At 44.3% G+C, this 20,317-nt stretch carries 18 protein-coding genes; 12 read left to right on the top strand and 6 right to left on the bottom strand.

Translation table 11 applies throughout. The features are described 5' to 3' along the window. The first annotated feature begins 170 nt into the window (after positions 1-170). Both nagE and glnS read left to right on the top strand, forming a co-directional pair. A complete protein-coding gene (nagE, locus tag DUN60_RS10000; RefSeq protein WP_029222048.1) occupies positions 171-1,688 on the top strand; it encodes an N-acetylglucosamine-specific PTS transporter subunit IIBC in 1,518 nt (505 codons plus the stop codon). A 302-nt stretch (positions 1,689-1,990) separates the two neighbouring features. Continuing rightward, a complete protein-coding gene (gene glnS / locus DUN60_RS09995) occupies positions 1,991-3,658 on the top strand; it encodes a glutamine--tRNA ligase (RefSeq protein WP_114633861.1) in 1,668 nt (555 codons plus the stop codon). Positions 3,659-3,856: 198 nt separating this feature from the next. On the opposite strand, the gene fcrX is transcribed toward glnS, so the two are convergent. Next, positions 3,857-4,306 carry a ferric iron uptake transcriptional regulator FcrX gene (gene fcrX / locus DUN60_RS09990; RefSeq protein ID WP_004734226.1) on the bottom strand — a complete coding sequence of 150 codons (450 nt, stop codon included), beginning with the start codon at positions 4,304-4,306 and terminating at the stop codon, positions 3,857-3,859. Between the two features lie 207 nt (positions 4,307-4,513). Here fcrX and DUN60_RS09985 point away from each other — a divergent pair, with 207 nt between their 5' ends. Continuing rightward, a complete protein-coding gene (locus DUN60_RS09985) occupies positions 4,514-5,020 on the top strand; it encodes a DUF4442 domain-containing protein (RefSeq protein WP_114633860.1) in 507 nt (168 codons plus the stop codon). A 96-nt stretch (positions 5,021-5,116) separates the two neighbouring features. Here the strand turns inward: DUN60_RS09985 and fldA are convergent, their stop codons facing one another. The 3 genes from fldA to DUN60_RS09970 form a co-directional block, all read right to left on the bottom strand. Continuing rightward, positions 5,117-5,650: a flavodoxin FldA gene (gene fldA, locus DUN60_RS09980; protein ID WP_004734224.1), complete on the bottom strand. Its 534-nt coding sequence runs from the start codon at positions 5,648-5,650 to the stop codon at positions 5,117-5,119. A gap of 57 nt (positions 5,651-5,707) precedes the next feature. Continuing rightward, positions 5,708-5,926, bottom strand: a complete 219-nt coding sequence (locus DUN60_RS09975) for a DUF2788 domain-containing protein (protein WP_004734223.1) — start codon at positions 5,924-5,926, stop codon at positions 5,708-5,710. Between the two features lie 108 nt (positions 5,927-6,034). Next, positions 6,035-6,796, bottom strand: coding sequence for an alpha/beta fold hydrolase (locus DUN60_RS09970; RefSeq protein ID WP_114633859.1), 762 nt, complete (start codon positions 6,794-6,796; stop codon positions 6,035-6,037). Positions 6,797-6,889: 93 nt separating this feature from the next. Here DUN60_RS09970 and seqA point away from each other — a divergent pair, with 93 nt between their 5' ends. Next, the gene (gene seqA, locus DUN60_RS09965; RefSeq protein WP_004734221.1) at positions 6,890-7,429 is read left to right on the top strand and encodes a replication initiation negative regulator SeqA; all 540 of its coding nucleotides are present in this window, start codon (positions 6,890-6,892) and stop codon (positions 7,427-7,429) included. Between the two features lie 93 nt (positions 7,430-7,522). Continuing rightward, on the top strand, positions 7,523-9,169 hold the full coding sequence (gene pgm / locus DUN60_RS09960) for a phosphoglucomutase (alpha-D-glucose-1,6-bisphosphate-dependent) (RefSeq protein WP_054547181.1): 1,647 nt from the start codon (positions 7,523-7,525) through the stop codon (positions 9,167-9,169). Between the two features lie 135 nt (positions 9,170-9,304). On the opposite strand, the gene DUN60_RS09955 is transcribed toward pgm, so the two are convergent. Beyond that, entirely contained in the window at positions 9,305-10,063 is a 759-nt protein-coding gene (locus DUN60_RS09955; protein WP_054547182.1) for a DUF1853 family protein, read from the bottom strand. 90 nt (positions 10,064-10,153) lie between these two features. Between DUN60_RS09955 and DUN60_RS09950 the strand changes: the two genes are divergently transcribed. Continuing rightward, positions 10,154-10,912, top strand: a complete 759-nt coding sequence (locus DUN60_RS09950) for a Nif3-like dinuclear metal center hexameric protein (RefSeq protein WP_054547183.1) — start codon at positions 10,154-10,156, stop codon at positions 10,910-10,912. Positions 10,913-11,048: 136 nt separating this feature from the next. Here the strand turns inward: DUN60_RS09950 and DUN60_RS09945 are convergent, their stop codons facing one another. After that, complete coding sequence (locus DUN60_RS09945) at positions 11,049-12,338, bottom strand: citrate synthase (RefSeq protein ID WP_004734217.1); 1,290 nt, start codon at positions 12,336-12,338, stop codon at positions 11,049-11,051. A 414-nt stretch (positions 12,339-12,752) separates the two neighbouring features. Here DUN60_RS09945 and sdhC point away from each other — a divergent pair, with 414 nt between their 5' ends. The 6 genes from sdhC (at position 12,753) to odhB (ending at position 20,126) form a co-directional block, all read left to right on the top strand. Further along, positions 12,753-13,145, top strand: coding sequence for a succinate dehydrogenase cytochrome b556 subunit (gene sdhC, locus DUN60_RS09940; RefSeq protein ID WP_012604532.1), 393 nt, complete (start codon positions 12,753-12,755; stop codon positions 13,143-13,145). After that, on the top strand, positions 13,139-13,486 hold the full coding sequence (sdhD, locus tag DUN60_RS09935) for a succinate dehydrogenase, hydrophobic membrane anchor protein (RefSeq protein ID WP_004734215.1): 348 nt from the start codon (positions 13,139-13,141) through the stop codon (positions 13,484-13,486). The genes sdhC and sdhD overlap by 7 nt, the downstream gene beginning before the upstream one ends. Beyond that, positions 13,487-15,253, top strand: coding sequence for a succinate dehydrogenase flavoprotein subunit (gene sdhA, locus DUN60_RS09930; protein ID WP_009847321.1), 1,767 nt, complete (start codon positions 13,487-13,489; stop codon positions 15,251-15,253). Between the two features lie 12 nt (positions 15,254-15,265). Then, positions 15,266-15,979 (top strand): succinate dehydrogenase iron-sulfur subunit, encoded by a 714-nt coding sequence (locus DUN60_RS09925; protein ID WP_004734213.1) that lies wholly within the window; start codon positions 15,266-15,268, stop codon positions 15,977-15,979. 97 nt (positions 15,980-16,076) lie between these two features. Continuing rightward, a complete protein-coding gene (gene sucA / locus DUN60_RS09920; RefSeq protein ID WP_017079473.1) occupies positions 16,077-18,896 on the top strand; it encodes a 2-oxoglutarate dehydrogenase E1 component in 2,820 nt (939 codons plus the stop codon). Between the two features lie 21 nt (positions 18,897-18,917). After that, the gene (gene odhB, locus DUN60_RS09915; protein WP_114633858.1) at positions 18,918-20,126 is read left to right on the top strand and encodes a 2-oxoglutarate dehydrogenase complex dihydrolipoyllysine-residue succinyltransferase; all 1,209 of its coding nucleotides are present in this window, start codon (positions 18,918-18,920) and stop codon (positions 20,124-20,126) included. Positions 20,127-20,317: the final 191 nt, after the last annotated feature.

Genomic DNA, 20,317 nt, shown 5'->3' with positions numbered 1-20,317 from the left:
CGATCACAAATGGTAAGGTTTTAATTTGCGGAGCAAAATTAATTGAATACACTGAATAGGACTAAATTGAGCGACTAAAATAAGTTTCTCAAACGAATTCTAAAAAATCCTATAGGGGGAAACAACTGGTGAATATTCTAGGATATGCACAGAAGCTTGGTAAGGCGTTAATGCTACCAATCGCAACGCTTCCGATTGCGGCGCTTCTTTTACGTTTAGGTCAAGGCGATCTACTTGATATTCCATTCATGGCAGAAGCTGGTGGTGCTATCTTCGGTAACCTACCATTGCTATTTGGTCTAGGTATCGCGATTGGTCTTTCTAAAGACGGTAACGGCGCAGCGGGTCTTGCTGGTGCAGTTGCTTACTTCGTACTAACAGCAACAGCAACCACAATTAACGCAGACGTTAACATGTCATTCTTCGGCGGTATCTTCGCAGGTATCATCGCAGGTCACTCTTACAACGCTTTCCATGCAACACGCCTTCCTGAGTGGCTGGCTTTCTTCGCGGGTAAACGTTTAGTACCTATCATGGCCGGTCTATTTGCACTTGTTGCAGGTGCTGTGTCTGGTGTGGTTTGGCCTGGTATTCAATCTGGTCTAGATGCACTAGCTCATGCGGTATCAACGTCTGGTGCTGTTGGCCAATTCGTTTACGGTACTCTTAACCGTGCACTAATCCCTGTAGGTCTACACCACGTATTGAACTCATACTTCTGGTTCGGTATGGGTACGTGTCAAGAAATCATCGTTGCTGGTCAAGGCGCATTCGCTAACATCACTCAACTTTGTGTTGACCCTGCACTGGCTAAAACTCTAGTTGTTGGTCAAGAGCATACATTCACATTCGCTAACTCAGTAACTCCAGAGATTACTACTGTTGTTAAAGAAGTGACTGAAACAGTTAAATCTGGCGACCTACACCGTTTCTTCGGTGGCGATAAAGGCGCTGGCGTATTCATGAACGGTTTCTTCCCAGTAATGATGTTCGGTCTACCAGGTGCTGCACTTGCAATGTACCTAGCTGCTCCTGCTGAAAAACGTAGCCAAGTTGGTGGCGCATTGTTCTCAGTTGCATTCTGTTCATTCCTAACAGGTATCACAGAGCCGCTAGAATTCATGTTCGTATTCCTAGCTCCTGCTCTATACGCAATGCACGCGGTATTTACAGGTCTGTCTCTAGTAGTGGCAAACATGTTTGGTACTCTGCACGGTTTCGGTTTCTCTGCTGGTCTAATCGACTTCGTACTGAACTGGGGTCTAGCAACTAAACCATTCACTCTACTATTGATTGGCTTAGCATTCGGTGCTCTATACTTCTTCACTTTCTCTTTCGCAATCCGCGCTTTCAACTTGAAATCGCCAGGTCGTGAAGATGATGACGAAGCTGCAGCAGCTCCTGCTGGTGACGCGCCAAAAGGTGACGTTGCTCGTCAATACCTGAAAGCTCTAGGTGGTCACGAAAACCTGACTTCAATCGATGCTTGTATCACTCGTCTACGTCTAACTCTTAAAGACCGCTCTATCGCTGATGAAGTTGTTCTTAAGAAACTTGGCGCTAAAGGTGTGGTTAAACTAGGTGAGAACAACCTACAGGTTATCCTAGGCCCACTAGCTGAAATCGTCGCTGGCGAAATGAAAGCTATCGGTGCAGGTGAAGACCTATCTGATGTAAAACTTCCATAGTAAAGGAAGTACTTGTTAAGACGTAACAACGGCTCTTAACTAAGTTTCAAATTGAAAGCCTCCCACACGGGAGGCTTTTTTGTGCCTGTCATTTAAGGCCAGTGAACAAGGTTCGTTCTATTCTTCATCGAATAGCAGAAATAATCACAATTAACTGATGGTTCTTATTGTGCAAAGGCGAAGAATTGTGGATGATTAGCAACAATGATCTTTCTATCTTTGATAGGCAGCAAAAGCCGCCTTTGTCTCGGATATGAAAGATAACTTTCTCTGACAATACTAAATACATAGAGGTGCTATAGATGAGTGAAGCTGAGGCTCGTCCATCGAATTTCATTCGCCAAATTATCGATAAAGATTTAGCGGATGGTACACACAGTAGCGTGCATACTCGTTTCCCGCCGGAGCCAAATGGCTACCTGCACATTGGTCACGCTAAATCTATTTGCTTGAACTTTGGTATTGCTCAGGACTACCAGGGACAATGTAATCTTCGTTTCGATGATACAAACCCTGAAAAAGAAGACGTTGAATACGTTGAGTCAATTAAGAATGATGTAAGCTGGTTAGGCTTCGAATGGTCGGGTGATATTTGTTACTCATCAAACTACTTCGATACGCTTTACGCTTATGCTGTGGAATTAATTAATAAAGGCTTAGCGTATGTTGACGAGCTAAGTCCTGAGCAGATCCGTGAATACCGTGGCACGTTAAAAGAGCCTGGTAACGCGAGCCCATATCGTGATCGCAGCCCTGAAGAAAACCTAGCGTTGTTTGAAAAAATGCGTGACGGTGGCTTCGAAGAAGGCAAAGCATGTTTACGTGCTAAGATCGACATGAGCTCTTCATTCATGGTTATGCGCGATCCAGTTATCTACCGTGTTCGTTTTGCTCACCACCATCAGACTGCTGACAAGTGGTGCATTTACCCAATGTACGACTTCACTCACTGTATCTCTGATGCGCTAGAGGGCATTACGCACTCTATCTGTACGCTTGAATTCCAAGATAACCGTCGTTTGTATGACTGGGTTCTAGACAACATCACGATTGATTGCCAACCTCGTCAGTACGAGTTTAGCCGTCTGAATCTTGAATACACGGTAATGTCGAAGCGTAAGCTGAACCAACTTGTGGTTGAAAACCTAGTTGAAGGTTGGGACGACCCACGTATGCCAACAATCTCTGGTTTGCGTCGTCGTGGCTTCACTTCAAGCTCGATTCGCGAATTCTGTAAACGTATTGGTGTGACTAAACAAGAGAACATGATTGAGTTCGGCTCACTTGAATCTTGTATCCGTGATGATCTGAACGAAAATGCACCTCGTGCAATGGCTGTTCTTGACCCTATCAAGGTCGTGATTGAAAACTACGACGCTGATACAGTAGAAACACTGACAGTGGCAAACCACCCGAACAAGCCAGAAATGGGTACTCGTGAAGTTCCATTTACACGCGAAGTTTGGATTGAGCGTGACGACTTCCGTGAAGAAGCAAACAAGAAATACAAACGTTTGGTTCTTGGCAAAGAAGTTCGTCTACGTGGTGCTTACGTGATCAAAGCTGAACGTATCGAAAAAGATGCAGAAGGCAACATTACGACTATCTTCTGTTCTTACGATAACGAAACACTCGGTAAGAACCCAGCAGATGGCCGTAAAGTGAAAGGTGTTATCCACTGGGTATCAGCTGATAAAGCGCTACCTGCTGAGATTCGTTTGTACGATCGTCTATTCACAGTGGCAAACCCAGCCGCTGCTGATGATTTTGCAGCGACGCTTAACCCTGAATCACTTGTTACGCTAAACGGTTTTGTTGAACCTAGCCTAGCGGAAGGTGTAGCAGAGCAAGCGTACCAGTTTGAACGTACAGGCTACTTCTGTGTGGATTCGAAAGACTCTAAAGCAGACGCACTAGTATTCAACCGCACGGTTGGTCTACGTGACACTTGGGGTAAAACTGAAGCTTAATGGCTTTGTTTTTCTCAGCTCTGTTTTTCCAAGCTTAGTGTCTTAAAGCTTAGTTTCTCAAGATACGCTTAATAAAAAACCGGCTTAGAGCCGGTTTTTTTGTGTCTGGGAAATAACCAAATTGTGGGCCAAGTTACTGTGATTCTTAATACGGTATCAGCCCAAATAAAAAACGCCGGCCTAAGCCAGCGTTCTGTGTTACTTCTTCGCTTTATGTGCGTCTGGGTTGCCTTTGCAATCCCCAGTGATGCTTTTACCATACAGATATAAACTGTGGTTAGTTAACTGTACGTTGTAGCGTTGAGCGATTTCTTTTTGTCTTTCTTCGATAAGATCATCAGAGAATTCGATAACTTCACCGCAGTCTAAACATACTAGGTGATCGTGGTGATGCTGTGTTGAAAGTTCAAATACAGACTTGCCGCCTTCGAAGTGGTGACGAGTTACAATGCCAGCATCATCGAATTGGTTCAGTACGCGATAAACGGTCGCAAGACCTATCTCTTCACCTAAGTCGATCAGCTTTTTATATAAATCTTCAGCACTAATATGTTGGCAGTCTGGTTGTTGTAATACTTCTAAAATTTTGAGCCGTGGGAGGGTCACTTTAAGACCAGCATCTTTTAGCGCTTGATTATTGTCTGACATATACTTTCCTGTTGATGATCTGCAGCAATTAACAGAATTCAATATTAATACCATTATAGTTTAGTCAGGCATAACAATAAACCACGAACTTCAAAGGGTTACTTACTGACATCACAATCTGTTTTGTAAATTGGAAGTATCTCACTTATAGTGGAGGTACGACCAGTCAAGCTGACGGTGTTTCTGATATGAACATGGAATGTTGTTATGAATAAGCAACTCGCAAAAATATATAAACCCAACATTGTAAAATTTGCTCTCAATATTTGGCCTCCTTTTTGGGGATCGGGAATTCGAATAGCTCACATTAGCCATGACTTTAGGGTTGTTAAGACGATACTAAAGCTGCGCTGGTGGAATAAGAACGCCAATCGTACTCAATATGGCGGCAGTATCTTTTCTCTTACCGATCCAGTTTACTCTTTGATGTTAATGGGTATTTTAGGTGAGCGATATTATGTTTGGGATAAAGAGGCGAGTATTAACTTTATCAAGCCGGGTCAATCCGACTTGTATGCAGATTTTGAGATAAGCCAAGGGCAACTGGATGATATCTATCGTCAGACACAGCTTGGTGAGAAGTGCTTCCCCGAATTTATTATCCACGTTAAAGATAAGCAGGGGAATGTGGTGTCAGAAATTCAGCGAACCCTGTATGTGAGAAAGAAGCCGCAGTTCAGAGAGGATGACGAAGCATTAGAAGCTGAGTGTTGATTGATGAACATTAAATAGCAAAAAACCTCCTATAAGGAGGTTTTTTCATATCTACATATCGGTCATTAATTGTAACAATTAACAATCGCTAGAGAATTAGTCTTCTAACTCTGCTAGGCACATTTCTTCGTGGATTTGTTTAACCCAGTTAGATACACGCTCATCAGTTAGCTCAGGTTGACGGTCTTCATCGATACATAGACCAACGAATTGGCTGTCATCGCCTTCAACTAAGCCTTTCGATGCTTCGAATTCGTAGCTTTCAGTTGATGTGTGACCTAGGATAGTACCGCCTTTCGCTTCAACGATGTCACGGATAGTACCCATAGCATCACAGAAGTATTCTGCGTAATCTTCTTGGTCGCCACAACCAAAGATAGCAACAAGCTTAGTTGAAAAATCAATAGCTTCTAGCTCAGGGAAAAAGTCGTCCCAATCACATTGTGCTTCGCCGTAGTACCACGTAGGGATACCAAGCAGCAGTAGATCGAAGTTATCGATGTCTTCTTTGCTGCTTTTTGCAATGTCTTGAACTTGAACGAGCTGCTTGCCCAATTGCTTTTGAATCATCTTAGCAACAGCTTCAGTGTTACCTGTATCGCTACCAAAGAAGAGACCTACACTTGCCATAGAATCATTACCTTTCATTTTGTCTGTTGTCGGTGTAATAAAGTTCGGAGGAAATCGTTAGATTCCAGTTCCTTCCCAGCTTAGTTGGATTATCCCTTTTGCGATAAAACCTGCGCAGCCAAGGAAAAGTACTAACCATACGATGCGACGACCAAATGCAGGAACATTTCCTTCCTTTAGAACGTCTTTAATTGCCATTCCGATTAGAAAGAAAATCGCGGCAAACAGAAGATCTAAACCAATAGATTCAATGATGTTCATGTAGTCGTAAAGCATGGGAACCTTATATACCAAATTTGCTTGGGCGCACTATATCACTGTTGTGAGATAAAGTTAATCTGCTGTGATTACACAGCTCTCATTTATATCGACTAATCAACCTATCTAAGCGATGAATTTTCTTATTGCACGGAGTACTTCGGCTGGCTTTTCCGCGTGTAACCAGTGTCCCGTGTTAGCGATAACATGAGCCTTTGCGTTGGCAAACTGCTGTTGAACGGCGGTTTGATGCTCAGCTGTGAGGTAATCAGAATCCCCACCTTTTATTAGCAAGGTTTTGACCGAGGTTTTCTCGATCGGTTCCCAACCAATAATTTGTGGATAGTTGCTCAATAACGAAGCAACGTTGAAGCGCCATTCCATGATGCCTTGTTCCGTTTTGAACAAAGATTTGGTCAAGAACTGGCGAACCCCATCAATTTCGATATGTTTTGCGAGGATCTTAAGCGCGTCTGAGCGTGATGTCGGTTTTTCTTCTATCACAGCTTGTAGGCCGGCGAATACGTTGTCGTGACGACTTTGGGTGTACGCGACTGGTGCCATATCCAAGACAATCAATTTATGCAGCGTAAGATGTTGTGTCAGCGCCATCGCTACCTTGCCACCCATGGAATGACCAATCACAGTGATATCATTTAACTCAAGATCATTCAGTAGTTGAGCCACATCTTGTGCCATTGCTTTATAGCTGTGAGTGTCACTATGGAAGGATTGGCCGTGGTTGCGTAGATCGATACTAAGTACCTGGTGATCGGCTTTTAGATCCCTAGCTAGCAAGCCAAGGTTGTCCAGATTACCGAATAATCCATGGATCAAAACAATGGTGTGACCCGCACCTTCTAATTTATAGTTGAGCTGTACTGACATTTTTATCTTATTCATGGTGGGTTTGACGTAGAGTATCCGCGCGGATCTCGCTATAATCCCCCTGAGTTTAAACATTGAGATTGTGAAAAGCGAATGAAAACAATTGAGGTTGATGAGGACCTATACCGTTTTATTGCGGGTCAGACAGAACGTATTGGCGAAAGCGCTTCAGATATTCTGCGCCGCTTATTACAGGTTGATAGCCAAGGCATGGTTCCGATCGAAGAGATCGTTGAGCCAAAAGGTATCGTTGTTAGCAAAGAGGTAGGCTTTACTCCAGAGAAGTTCGATGGTGTTAAAGAAATGCGCTCACTACTAATATCAGATGAGTTTGCATCACTGAAGAAAGCCATTGATCGTTTCATGCTTGTGTTATCGACACTGCATAAAATCGACCCTTTAAGCTTTTCAGAAGCAACTCAAGTAAAAGGCCGCAAGCGTGTTTACTTTGCAGACAACGAAGAGACCTTGCTAGCAAACGGCAACACAACGAAGCCTAAAGCCATTCCACAAAGTCCTTTTTGGGTTATAACTAATAATAACACTAGCCGTAAAAGACAAATGGTTGAACAGCTTATGAGCCGCATGAGTTTCCAAGCAGAATTGATAGAAAAAGTAACAGGTTCAATTTAACGAAATCTGATTTAAACCTCATAATATCCATGGATAAGAAGATATTATGAGGTTTTTTTTGTTTTTAAATTTTATATATAAGGATGTCGAAAAATGGCTATGCACCCTCGTGCTGGGCAGAAAGCTCAGCAGGAAGATCTTCATAATATTCCGGCTTTAGTGGCTAACTATTTCTTACAGCAACCGGATGCGACTAACCCAGACCACAAAGTACTGTTCGGTACTTCAGGTCACCGTGGTACAGCAGACAAATCAACATTTAATGAAAACCACATCCTAGCGATCGCACAAGCGGTGGCTGAAGTTCGTGCCGAGCAAGGTACAACAGGGCCTCTTTTCCTAGGTAAAGATACTCACGCTCTCTCTGAGCCTGCGTTTTCTACTGTAATCGAAGTGCTTGTAGCCAACGATGTTGAAGTTATTATTCAAGAAAACAATGGCTTTACTCCAACACCAGGTATCTCGCACGCGATTCTTACGCATAACCTAGTGAATGACAAAAAAGCGGACGGCATTGTTATCACGCCTTCGCATAACCCACCACAAGACGGTGGTATTAAATACAATCCGACACACGGTGGCCCTGCTGAGGCTGAGCTAACTCAAGCGATTGAAGATCGTGCGAACGTCATCATTGCTGAGCAAATGCAAGGTGTAAAGCGTACTCCTATCGCACAGGCTAAACAGTCTGAGCTAGTGAAAGAAGTTGATCTCGTTGCTCCTTACATTGCTGACTTGGTTAACGTGGTTGATATGGAAGCGATCCAGAAAGCAAACATCAAGATTGGTGTTGATCCACTGGGTGGCAGCGGTATTGATTACTGGCGTCAAATTGGCAAAGCGTACAACCTAGATCTTACTCTGGTCAGTGAAGCGGTTGATCCTTCGTTCCAATTTATGTCTCTAGACAAAGATGGTGTGGTTCGTATGGATTGTTCTTCTCCGTACGCAATGGCAGGCTTACTGGCGCTTAAAGATGACTATCAACTAGCGTTTGGTAACGACCCTGATTACGATCGCCACGGCATTGTTACGCCAAAAGGCCTGATGAATCCAAACCACTTCCTAGCGGTTTGTATTGACTACCTATACCGTAACCGTGAAGGTTGGGGCAAAGACGTTGCAGTGGGTAAAACACTAGTATCAAGTGCACTAATCGACCGTGTTGTTGCCGACTTAGGTCGTGAACTTTGTGAAGTGCCGGTTGGTTTCAAATGGTTCGTTGATGGCTTATACAACGGTCAGTTTGGTTTCGGTGGTGAAGAGAGTGCTGGCGCATCTTTCTTACGTAAAGACGGTACGCCTTGGTCAACAGATAAAGATGGCCTAATTCTTTGTTTGCTTGCGGCTGAGATCACAGCAGTAACGGGTAAGAACCCACAAGAATATTACGAAGAGCTTGCTGCTAAACACGGTGAATCTAAGTATAACCGTATTCAAGCGGTAGCAAACGGTGCACAAAAAGACGTACTTAAGAAGCTGTCTCCAGAGATGGTTTCTGCTGAGACGCTGGCTGGTGACCCAATTACCGCACGCCTAACGCACGCTCCGGGTAATGGCGCTGCGATTGGTGGCCTAAAAGTGACGACTGAAAACGGTTGGTTTGCTGCTCGTCCATCAGGTACAGAAGACATCTACAAGATCTACTGTGAAAGCTTTAAAGGTGAAGAGCACCTGAAAGCAATCGAAGCAGAAGCTCAAGAGATTGTTAATCAAGTATTTGCAGCCGCTGGCCTATAATCGAATACCGATTAGTAGAGTCATCAAGTAAATAGTGAAAGGGTTGATGTGAAAGCATCAGCCCTTTTTTATCAGCTTGTGGGTATAGCGGTTAAGGCTAAGTGTTTGAATTAATTTGCAAATGAGTAGATTGTCTTAACCGTGTGGCCAACTTTGTGGCATCACAAACCAAAACTGCCCTGATTTAGTTTGCCCATGAACGAAGCGATCACCAAACTCGGTGATAGGTTCACAGGTGAAGTCATCAGTGCCAGCTGCCCATTGCTCTTTGGTGAGAGGGTAGAGTACATCAGTAATTAAATGGGCTTGGTTTTGATAACACCAAAAACCGTTTACTTGGCTTGAATTAATGTCATAGCCCAAACATTCAGTAGGTACTTTTTGATCTAAGAATGGGTTGGTATATAGACGACCCTGCATGAGGAGATGTTTTGAGTCGACATCGATCTCTGGATATTGCTCCACAAACGCCGCTGAAGAGGACATGCCAAGTTGATGGGTGAGCATCCTGTCTAACTTCTTATCCAATTGGTCATGAGAGTTAGGACCAAACCATGTCTGTTCATGGAGCAGGTAAAACTTGATCGCGACTTCCCAGTGTTGCAGTTTCTGGCTATTTTCTTCTTCTAAAATAAAGTCGATAGCACCGAGTGTTCTTCCCTCAACATTAATTTGAATCTCATCGTACTTGACCGAATAATCAGGTGAGGCTTCAATGACTTGTTCACATAGATGCTGGTAGAGGAAACCTAACCTTGGGTTTCCGTTATAAGTGTGTGATGAGTCGATGGCATGGGTGCTTAAGAATGCACCAAGATCGGAAATCGGTGGCTTAATTTTCAGTAACGGCGGTGAGTCGATGACCCATTGGTAAAAACGTTGCAGTGCTGTCATCGGTTCCTCATAAACTCATCGTGGGGCTTTCGACATTCTACCCGTAAATTGATATAACGACGTTATTATAAAGTTAAGCTGGAAAGAAAAATGAATAACTTACAATTAGAAAAGCTACTTAACGAAAAACTTCAGCCACAGCAGATTAAAGATTACTGTCCTAATGGTCTTCAAGTGGAAGGTACTTCTCAAGTAAAGCGCATTGTTACTGGTGTGACAGCTTCTCAAGCATTAATTGATAAAGCGGTAGAACTGAACGCAGATGCTTTATTAGTCCATCACGGTTTCTTTTGGAAAGGTGAGTCAGAAGCCATTCGTGGTATGAAGGGTAAGCGCATTCGAACTCTGATTAAAAACGACATCAACCTTTTGGGTTACCACTTACCACTTGATATCCACCCTGAACTTGGTAACAACGCCAAGCTTGCAGAGTTGCTCGACATTGAAGTTGAAGGTGGCTTGGAAGGGCATCCACAATCTGTTGCGATGTTTGGTAAGTTGAGTTCACCAATGACTGGTGCAGAGTTCGCAGAAAAGATTGGCCAAGCTTTGAACCGCAAGCCATTACATATCACTCCAGAAAACCAAGATAAAATGATTACGACTGTTGGTTGGTGTACTGGTGGTGGTCAAGACTACATTGAGTTAGCTGCGTCTCAAGGTATTGATGCATTTATCTCTGGTGAAATTTCAGAGCGCACAACGTACTCTGCACGTGAGCAAGATATTCATTACTTTGCAGCAGGCCACCACGCAACAGAACGTTATGGTGTCAAGGCATTAGGTGAGTGGTTAGCGAAAGAGCATGACTTAGATGTAGAATTTATCGATATTGATAATCCAGTGTAACCACGTTTAGAGGTTATGACTTTCTGGATATTTGTACCTTCATTGAAGTGATACGAAATACTGGAAGACAAAAAAGGGTTGATGTTAATACATCAACCCTTTTTGATTTCAATCGATTAGAAAAGTTTAAACTTTACTATTCGCGCTCGTGTAGAGCTTGGAAATCACGCTGTTCTTCACCAGTATACAACTGACGAGGACGACCGATACGGTTCGTCGGATCGCTGTGCATTTCGTTCCAGTGTGCAATCCAACCGATAGTACGAGACATCGCGAAGATTACTGTGAACATTGATACAGGAATACCGATCGCTTTCAGAATGATACCTGAGTAGAAATCTACGTTCGGGTATAGCTTCTTAGAAACAAAGTACTCGTCAGAAAGAGCGATGCGCTCAAGTTCCATTGCTACGTCTAGTAGTGGATCTTGAATGTTTAGCTCTTTAAGTACTTCGTGACACGCTTCACGCATTACTGTTGCACGTGGATCGTAGTTTTTGTAAACACGGTGACCGAAGCCCATTAGGCGGAATGGGTCATCTTTGTCTTTTGCTTTTGCTACATATTCTTCAATGTTGTCTACGCTACCGATCTCTTCAAGCATCATTAGACAAGCTTCGTTAGCACCACCGTGAGCAGGACCCCACAAAGAAGCGATACCAGCAGCAATACAAGCAAATGGGTTTGCACCCGAAGAACCTGCTAAACGAACCGTTGACGTTGAAGCATTCTGTTCGTGATCAGCATGTAACGTAAAGATTTTGTCCATTGCGCGAGCGACAACAGGGTTTACTTCATATTCTTCACATGGGTTTGCATACATCATATGTAGGAAGTTTTCTGCGTAGCCTAGGTCATTGCGCGGGTAGATAAACGGTTGACCGATAGAATATTTGTAACACATTGCAGCCAGTGTCGGCATCTTAGAAATTAGGCGGTATGCCGCAATTTCACGGTGTGTGTCGTTATTAACATCTAATGAATCATGATAGAACGCAGCAAGCGCACCTACCACACCACACATAACAGCCATTGGGTGAGCGTCACGACGGAAGCCGTGGAAGAAACTAGCAATTTGCTCGTGAACCATGGTGTGACGTGTGACTGTCGTCTTGAACTCTTCGTATTGAGCTCGAGAAGGAGCTTCGCCGTATAAAAGAATGTAACAAACTTCTAAGTAATCAGCGTTATTGGCCAGTTGATCAATTGGATAACCACGGTGTAGAAGGATACCTTTTCCACCGTCAATATAAGTTATTTGCGATTCACAAGATGCAGTGGCAAGAAAACCAGGATCAAAAGTGAAAAAACCATTAGAACCCAGTGTACGAACGTCGATGACTGGAGTACCAAGTACACCTTCTGTAATCGGCAATTCGATCGGTGCTTGACCTTCAATATGAAGGGTAGCTTTCTTATCCGCCATAACAATCTCCTTTGTTATTATTAATCCGTCCAGGATGTTTATGTGCCATTTTTTTACTGGTCTTACGTGAGAAAGTCAATTTTTCTGCAGCTTTGTGTGCACTTGTTAGTGTTTTTTACATTAAATTCGTTAAAAATCTGTTCTGTGTAGCATTATTTGTTGCATCAATTGTATTAGAATGTTGCCAGCCGTATAGTGGCGCTGAAAAGTTTGGTTAAAACCTTATAAATGCAAGGCTAAGAAGAAATGTGAGGTGTCTTCAGAAACCTAGCTGTTAACAATTATTTTACAATTATCTAAGGCTCAACCTACGTTATTTGTTAAGTTAATGTTAAATTTTGAAGGTTTGCAATCAAATTTTGTCCATAACAATACATAAGGTTATTTAATGACCATCATGCTCAATGGAGCTGAGTGAGCGAGCCCGTGAAAGAAAGAAAGACAAGACCTGTTAATTTAGATTTACAGACCATCCACTTTCCTATCACAGCAATAGCTTCCATCCTACACCGTGTGTCTGGGGTGATTACTTTTGTTGCGATCGGAATTCTGCTTTGGTTACTATCCATTTCCCTCTCTTCCCCTGTAGGCTTTATGGAAGCTAGCGACATTGTCGACGGTTTCTTCGTGAAGTTTATTCTGTGGGGCATTTTAACCGCTTTGGCTTACCACATTGCTGGTGGTATTCGTCACCTTCTTATGGACCTTGGTCACTTTGAAGAGCTGGAATCTGGCGCTAAGAGCGCGAAGGTTGCATTCGCAGCAACAGCGGTATTGTCTCTACTAGCGGGGATCTTAGTATGGTAAACAACGTTTCTACTTTTGGTCGTAATGGTGTGCATGATTATCTATTGATTCGTGCAACAGCCATCATTATGACGCTTTACACTATCTACCTAGTGAGCTTCTGTGCTTTCTCAGGTGATATTTCTTACGCATCTTGGACGCAATTCTTTGGTGGTACCTTCACTAAAGTCTTCACCATGTTAGCACTTACTTCAATTTTGGTTCACGCGTGGATCGGCTTGTGGCAAGTACTAACTGACTACATCAAATGTGCAAAATTGCGCGTTGGTCTTCAAGTCGGTGTTGTTGCGGTTCTTCTAGGATATTTCTTCTCTGGTCTGTTTATTTTGTGGGGTGCGTAAGTGACTATTCCTGTTCGTGAGTTTGATGCTGTAGTAATTGGCGCTGGTGGTGCTGGTATGCGCGCCGCGCTACAAATTTCTGAGCAAGGCCTATCTTGTGCATTGCTTTCTAAAGTTTTCCCAACTCGTTCTCATACTGTATCTGCGCAAGGTGGTATCACCGTTGCTCTTGGTAATGCGCATGAAGATCACTGGGAACAACACATGTACGATACGGTTAAAGGTTCCGATTACATCGGTGACCAAGATGCTATCGAGTACATGTGTAAAAATGGCCCTGAGTCAGTTATCGAATTAGAAAAAATGGGTCTTCCATTTTCTCGCTTTGATAACGGCAGTATTTACCAACGTCCGTTTGGTGGCCAATCTAAGAATTTTGGTGGTGAGCAAGCGGCTCGTACTGCAGCGGCAGCTGACCGTACTGGTCACGCACTGCTTCATACGCTTTACCAACAAAACATTAAACACAAAACGACGGTTTTCTCTGAGTGGTATGCACTGGATCTTGTTAAAAACGAAGATGGTGCAATCTTAGGTACTACCGCGCTTTGTATGGAAACGGGCGAGGTTTGCTACTTCAAAGCGAAGGCAACAATCCTTGCTACTGGTGGTGCTGGTCGTATCTACGCATCAACAACGAATGCACACATTAACACTGGTGACGGTGTTGGCATGGCAATTCGTGCTGGCGTTCCAATGCAAGACATCGAAATGTGGCAGTTCCACCCAACGGGGATCGCTGGCGCAGGTGTTTTGGTAACAGAAGGTTGTCGTGGTGAAGGTGGTTACCTTCTCAATAAGGACGGCGAGCGCTTCATGGAACGTTATGCTCCGAATGCTAAAGATTTAGCAGGTCGTGATGTGGTAGCTCGTTCAATGATGGTTGAGATTCGTGAAGGTCGTGGTTGCGATGGCCCATGGGGTCCTCACATTAAGCTAAAACTTGATCACCTAGGTAAAGAGACGCTTGAGTCTCGTCTACCGGGTGTATGTGAGCTTTCTCGTACGTTTGCTCACGTTGATCCTGTTAAAGAACCAATTCCTGTAATCCCAACGTGTCACTACATGATGGGCGGTGTTCCTACACAGGTTTCTGGTCAAGCAATCAAACAAACTGAAGACGGTACAGACGTTGAAATTCAAGGTCTATTCGCTTGTGGCGAAATCGCTTCAGTATCAGTGCACGGTGCAAACCGTCTAGGTGGCAACTCGCTACTTGATTTGGTTGTGTTCGGTCGTGCGACAGGTCTTCACCTTGGTGAGACTCTGAATAAGCAAGCTGAAGCAAAACCTGCAACTGAGGCCGACATTGAACGTTCACTAGAGCGCTACAATCGTTGGGAAAACAGTACTGACGGTGAAGACCCTGCGGTAATTCGTAAAGATCTTCAGCAATGTATGCAGAACAACTTCTCTGTATTCCGTGAAGGTAAAGCGATGGCTGATGGCTTAGAAGAGCTTAAAGTGATTCGTGAGCGTCTTAAGAATGCACACCTTTCAGATAAGTCGACAGAGTTCAACACGCAACGTATTGAGTGTTTAGAGCTTGAAAACTTGATGGAAACGGCATTCGCAACTGCGGTTGCAGCAAACTTCCGTACAGAGAGTCGTGGAGCGCATGCTCGTTTTGACTTCCCAGACCGTGATGATGAGCAATGGCTATGCCACTCACTTTACAACCCAGAATCAGAAAGTATGACTAAGCGTGGCGTGAACATGGAGCCTATCCATCGTGAAGCATTCCCGCCGAAAGCACGTACGTACTAAGGAGATATGACCATGAAACTGAATTTCTCTTTATACCGTTACAACCCAGATGTGGACCAGAAGCCTTACATGAAAGAGTACACCCTAGAGGTGGAAGAAGGCTCTGACATGATGCTTTTGGATGCGCTTATTCTTTTGAAAGAGCAAGATCCAACGATTTCATTCCGTCGTTCATGCCGTGAAGGTGTATGTGGTTCTGATGGCTTGAACATGAATGGTAAAAATGGATTGGCGTGTATTACACCTCTGTCTGCTCTTACTGGCCAAGATAAAATCGTAATTCGCCCACTTCCAGGTTTGCCTGTGGTGCGTGATTTAATCGTAGACATGACTCAGTTCTACGATAACTACGAAAAAGTTAAGCCGTTCTTAGTGTCTGATGGCAATGTGCCACCGGCTCGTGAAAACCTACAAAGCCCTGATGAGCGTGCTCATTTAGATGGTTTGTATGAATGTATCATGTGTGCATGTTGTACGACTTCGTGCCCATCATTCTGGTGGAATCCAGATAAGTTCATCGGACCAGCTGGCCTGCTTGCAGCATACCGTTGGCTAATAGATAGCCGAGATACGGCGACAGACGAACGTCTGTCCGATCTTGATGATGCATTTAGCGTTTTTCGTTGCCATGGCATCATGAATTGTGTAAGTGTTTGTCCTAAGGGATTAAATCCGACGAAAGCGATTGGTCACATCAAGACCATGCTTGTGAATCGTTCGGTTTAAGTTATATAAAAATTGCCGCCCTAGAAGTTTTGGGGCGGCCTTTTAATAGCTCGGCATAGACCGCAGCAAACGTGAAAACTACTGGTTAAGGGAAAATATGCACAACGGCGTGATGAAGGCATGGCTCGAGTCTTCACACTTGGCTGGCGCCAATGCAACGTACGTAGAAGAACTCTATGAACTGTATCTAAGTGACCCCGATTCGGTAAGTGACGAATGGAGAAGTGTTTTTGAAGAATTGCCTGTGCAAGCTTCAGAAGCAGTGGAACAACCACACTCTCGTGTTCGTGAATACTTCCGTCGACTCGCTCAAGAAACAAAGCATTACAGTGTCCAAGTTAGTGATCCAGATGTCGATGCGAAACAAGTAAAGGTTCTGCAACTTATTAATGCCTATCGATTCCGAGGGCATCAATCAGCAAATCTAGACCCCCTAGGTTTATGGGAAAGAGATACAGTCGCTGAACTGGATCCTTCTTTCCACACTCTTACCGAAGATGACCTCAATGAGACGTTTAACGTCGGCTCTTACGCCATTGGCCAAGAGACGATGGTGCTTCGAGATTTGTACAAATCTTTAAAGCAAACTTATTGTGGTTCGATTGGTGCTGAATACATGCACATGACTAACACAGAGCAAAAGCGTTGGATCCAACAACGTTTAGAGTCTGTTTCTGGTCAACCCTCTTTCGATAAAGAAGAAAAGCAAGCTTTCCTAGAAGAGCTAACTGCTGCTGAAGGTCTTGAGCGCTATCTTGGTGCTAAATTCCCAGGCGCAAAACGCTTCTCGTTGGAAGGTGGTGATGCGTTGATCCCAATGACGAAGGAAATTATTCGTCATGCAGGTGGACAAGGCATGCGTGAAGTTGTTGTTGGTATGGCTCACCGTGGTCGTCTAAACATGCTGGTCAATGTGCTTGGTAAAAAGCCACAAGACCTGTTTGACGAGTTTGCGGGCAAGCACAGCGATGACTCGTGGGGCACTGGTGATGTGAAATACCACCAAGGTTTCTCTGCGGATTTCGCAACACCAGGCGGCAACGTTCACTTAGCACTTGCATTTAACCCATCTCACTTAGAAATCGTAAACCCGGTAGTTATCGGTTCTGTACGTGCTCGCCAAGATCGTCTAGACGATAAAGATGGCAGCCGCGTACTTCCAATTACTATCCATGGTGATTCAGCTATCGCTGGCCAGGGTGTAGTACAAGAGACGTTCAACATGTCTCAAGCTCGTGGTTTCTGTGTTGGTGGTACGGTTCGTATTGTTGTAAATAACCAAGTTGGTTTTACAACGTCTAACCCTCGCGATACTCGTTCTACGATGTACTGTACCGATATCGCGAAGATGGTTCAGGCTCCGATTTTCCACGTTAACTCTGATGATCCAGAAGCTGTCGCTTTCGTAGCGCGTCTTGCATTAGATTACCGTAATACGTTTAAGCGTGATGTTGTTATTGATTTGGTTTGTTACCGTCGCCACGGTCACAATGAAGCCGATGAGCCGAATGCAACGCAGCCTTTGATGTACCAAAAAATCAAGAAGCATCCAACGCCACGTAAGCTTTATGCTGACGTGCTAATGGAACGCGGTGAGTTTGGTATTGATACGGCAACTCAACTCGTTAACGAATATCGTGATGCACTTGATCACGGTGAAGTTGTGGTTAAAGAGTGGCGCCCAATGGCACTTCACTCAGTGGACTGGTCACCTTACCTAGGTCACGACTGGAACATCGAATGGGACAACAAGATTGATATCGAGCGCCTGAAAGAGCTTGGTAGCAAACTTTGCCAATACCCAGACAGCCACAAGCTGCAAAGCCGAGTAAACAAACTGTACAACGATCGTACTGCCATGGTGAATGGTGAGAAACAAGTCGATTGGGGTATGGCCGAGACTCTGGCTTACGCAACACTTGTTGATGACGGTAAGCGTATTCGTATCTCAGGCCAAGATTCAGGTCGTGGTACGTTCTTCCACCGTCACTCAGTACTGCATAATCAATCAGATGCAAGCACGTATGTTCCTCTTGCGAACATTCATGATAAACAAGGGCCATTCCAAGTATTTGACTCTGTGTTATCTGAAGAAGCGGTACTCGCATTTGAGTATGGTTATGCAACGGCAGAACCAAGCGGTCTAACCCTTTGGGAAGCGCAATTTGGTGACTTCGCAAACGGTGCACAAGTTGTAATCGATCAATTCATTTCGTCAGGTGAGCAAAAGTGGGCACGTTTATGTGGTCTAACTATGCTGCTTCCTCACGGCTATGAAGGCCAAGGCCCAGAGCACTCATCTGCACGTCTTGAACGTTACCTTCAATTATGTGCTGAACAAAACATGCAGGTTGTTGTTCCTTCAACACCGGCACAGGTTTATCACATGATTCGCCGTCAGGTTGTTCGACCAATGCGTCGTCCACTGATCGTAATGTCACCTAAGTCATTGCTTCGTCACCCTCTATGTACGTCTTCTATGGAAGATTTAGCAGAAGGTACGTTCCAACCAGCTATCGCAGAAATTGATGATCTGGCTCCTGAGAACGTAAAACGCGTCGTGTTCTGTTCAGGTAAGGTTTACTTTGACCTGCTTGATCAAAGACGTAAGAACGAGCAAGACGATGTCGCTATTGTACGTATTGAGCAACTTTACCCGTTCCCTTACGAGGACGTGAGAGCTGCAATCGCACAGTACACAAATGTAGTCGATTACGTTTGGTGTCAAGAAGAGCCACAAAACCAAGGTGCTTGGTACAGTAGCCAACATAATTTCCGAGCTGCTATCCCAGTGGGTGCTGATATTCAATATGCAGGTCGTCCTGCATCAGCATCACCAGCTGTTGGCTATATGTCGGTACACTTGAAACAACAAAAAGCGTTAGTTGACGACGCTTTGACCCTACTTAAGAACTAGAAGTAAAAGGAAAATACGCACATGACAATTGAAATTCTGGTTCCAGATTTACCTGAATCTGTGGCTGATGCAACAGTGGCGACTTGGCACAAAAAACCAGGCGAAGCCGTTGCACGTGATGAAGTCATTGTAGACATCGAAACAGATAAAGTAGTTCTAGAAGTACCGGCTCCTGAAGCGGGTGTTCTGGAAGCTATCCTAGAAGAAGAGGGTGCTACGGTACTTTCTAAGCAGCTTCTTGCAAAGATCAAACCTGGTGCTGTCGCTGGTGAACCAACGAAAGATACCACTGAAGATACAGAAGCTTCTCCTGATAAGCGCCACAAAGCGGCACTGACAGAAGAAAGCAACGACGCACTAAGCCCTGCTGTTCGTCGTCTTCTTGCAGAACACAGCCTACAACCAGCTGACGTCAAAGGCACTGGTGTTGGTGGTCGTATTACTCGTGAAGACATCGACGCACATCTAGCAGCAGCGAAAGCGGCTCCGGCAGCAGCATCTGCACCTGCAGTTGAAGCGCCAGCAGCGGCTCGTAGCCAAAAACGCGTGCCAATGACTCGCCTACGTAAGACAGTTGCAAACCGTCTTCTAGAAGCGAAGAACAGCACAGCGATGCTGACTACTTTCAATGAAGTGAACATGAAGCCAATCATGGATCTTCGTAAGCAGTACAAAGACCAATTCGAGAAGCGTCACGATACGCGTCTTGGTTTCATGTCTTTCTATGTGAAAGCAGTAACAGAAGCGCTGAAGCGTTTCCCTGAAGTTAACGCTTCGATTGATGGTACAGATATCATTTACCACAACTACTTCGATATTAGCATGGCGGTATCTACGCCACGTGGTCTAGTGACTCCAGTACTGAAAGACTGTGACACACTAGGTTTTGCTGACATCGAAAAAGGCATCAAAGAGCTAGCAATCAAAGGCCGTGACGGCAAGCTAACAGTTGATGAGCTGATGGGCGGTAACTTCACTATCACAAACGGTGGTGTATTTGGTTCTCTAATGTCTACGCCAATCATCAACCCGCCTCAAGCGGCAATTTTGGGTATGCATAAAATCCAAGATCGTCCAATGGCTGTTGATGGCAAGGTAGAAATTCTACCAATGATGTACCTAGCGCTTTCTTACGATCACCGTCTAATCGATGGCCGTGAATCAGTTGGCTTCCTAGTGACAATCAAAGAGCTTCTAGAAGATCCTGCACGTCTGCTATTAGACGTTTAGTATCTCTAAAACGTCTAGTTAACCCCGTTAGCTAGACGTAAAAAGTTTCAAAGGCTAGGCTGCTCAACGTCTGGCCTTCACTTGAACTGTAAAGCCATTAGAAAATGGACAGCAGTTGATTTGAGAAGACCCTACAGACGTACCACAGGAAACTGTGTCGTTATGGAAATAATAATCCCTTAAGGGAAAAT

It is taken from the genome of Vibrio splendidus (assembly GCF_003345295.1).
Lineage (GTDB): Bacteria > Pseudomonadota > Gammaproteobacteria > Enterobacterales > Vibrionaceae > Vibrio > Vibrio splendidus_K.
Note: the sequence above shows the minus strand (reverse complement) of the source record. Positions and strands in the feature narration are given on the sequence as shown.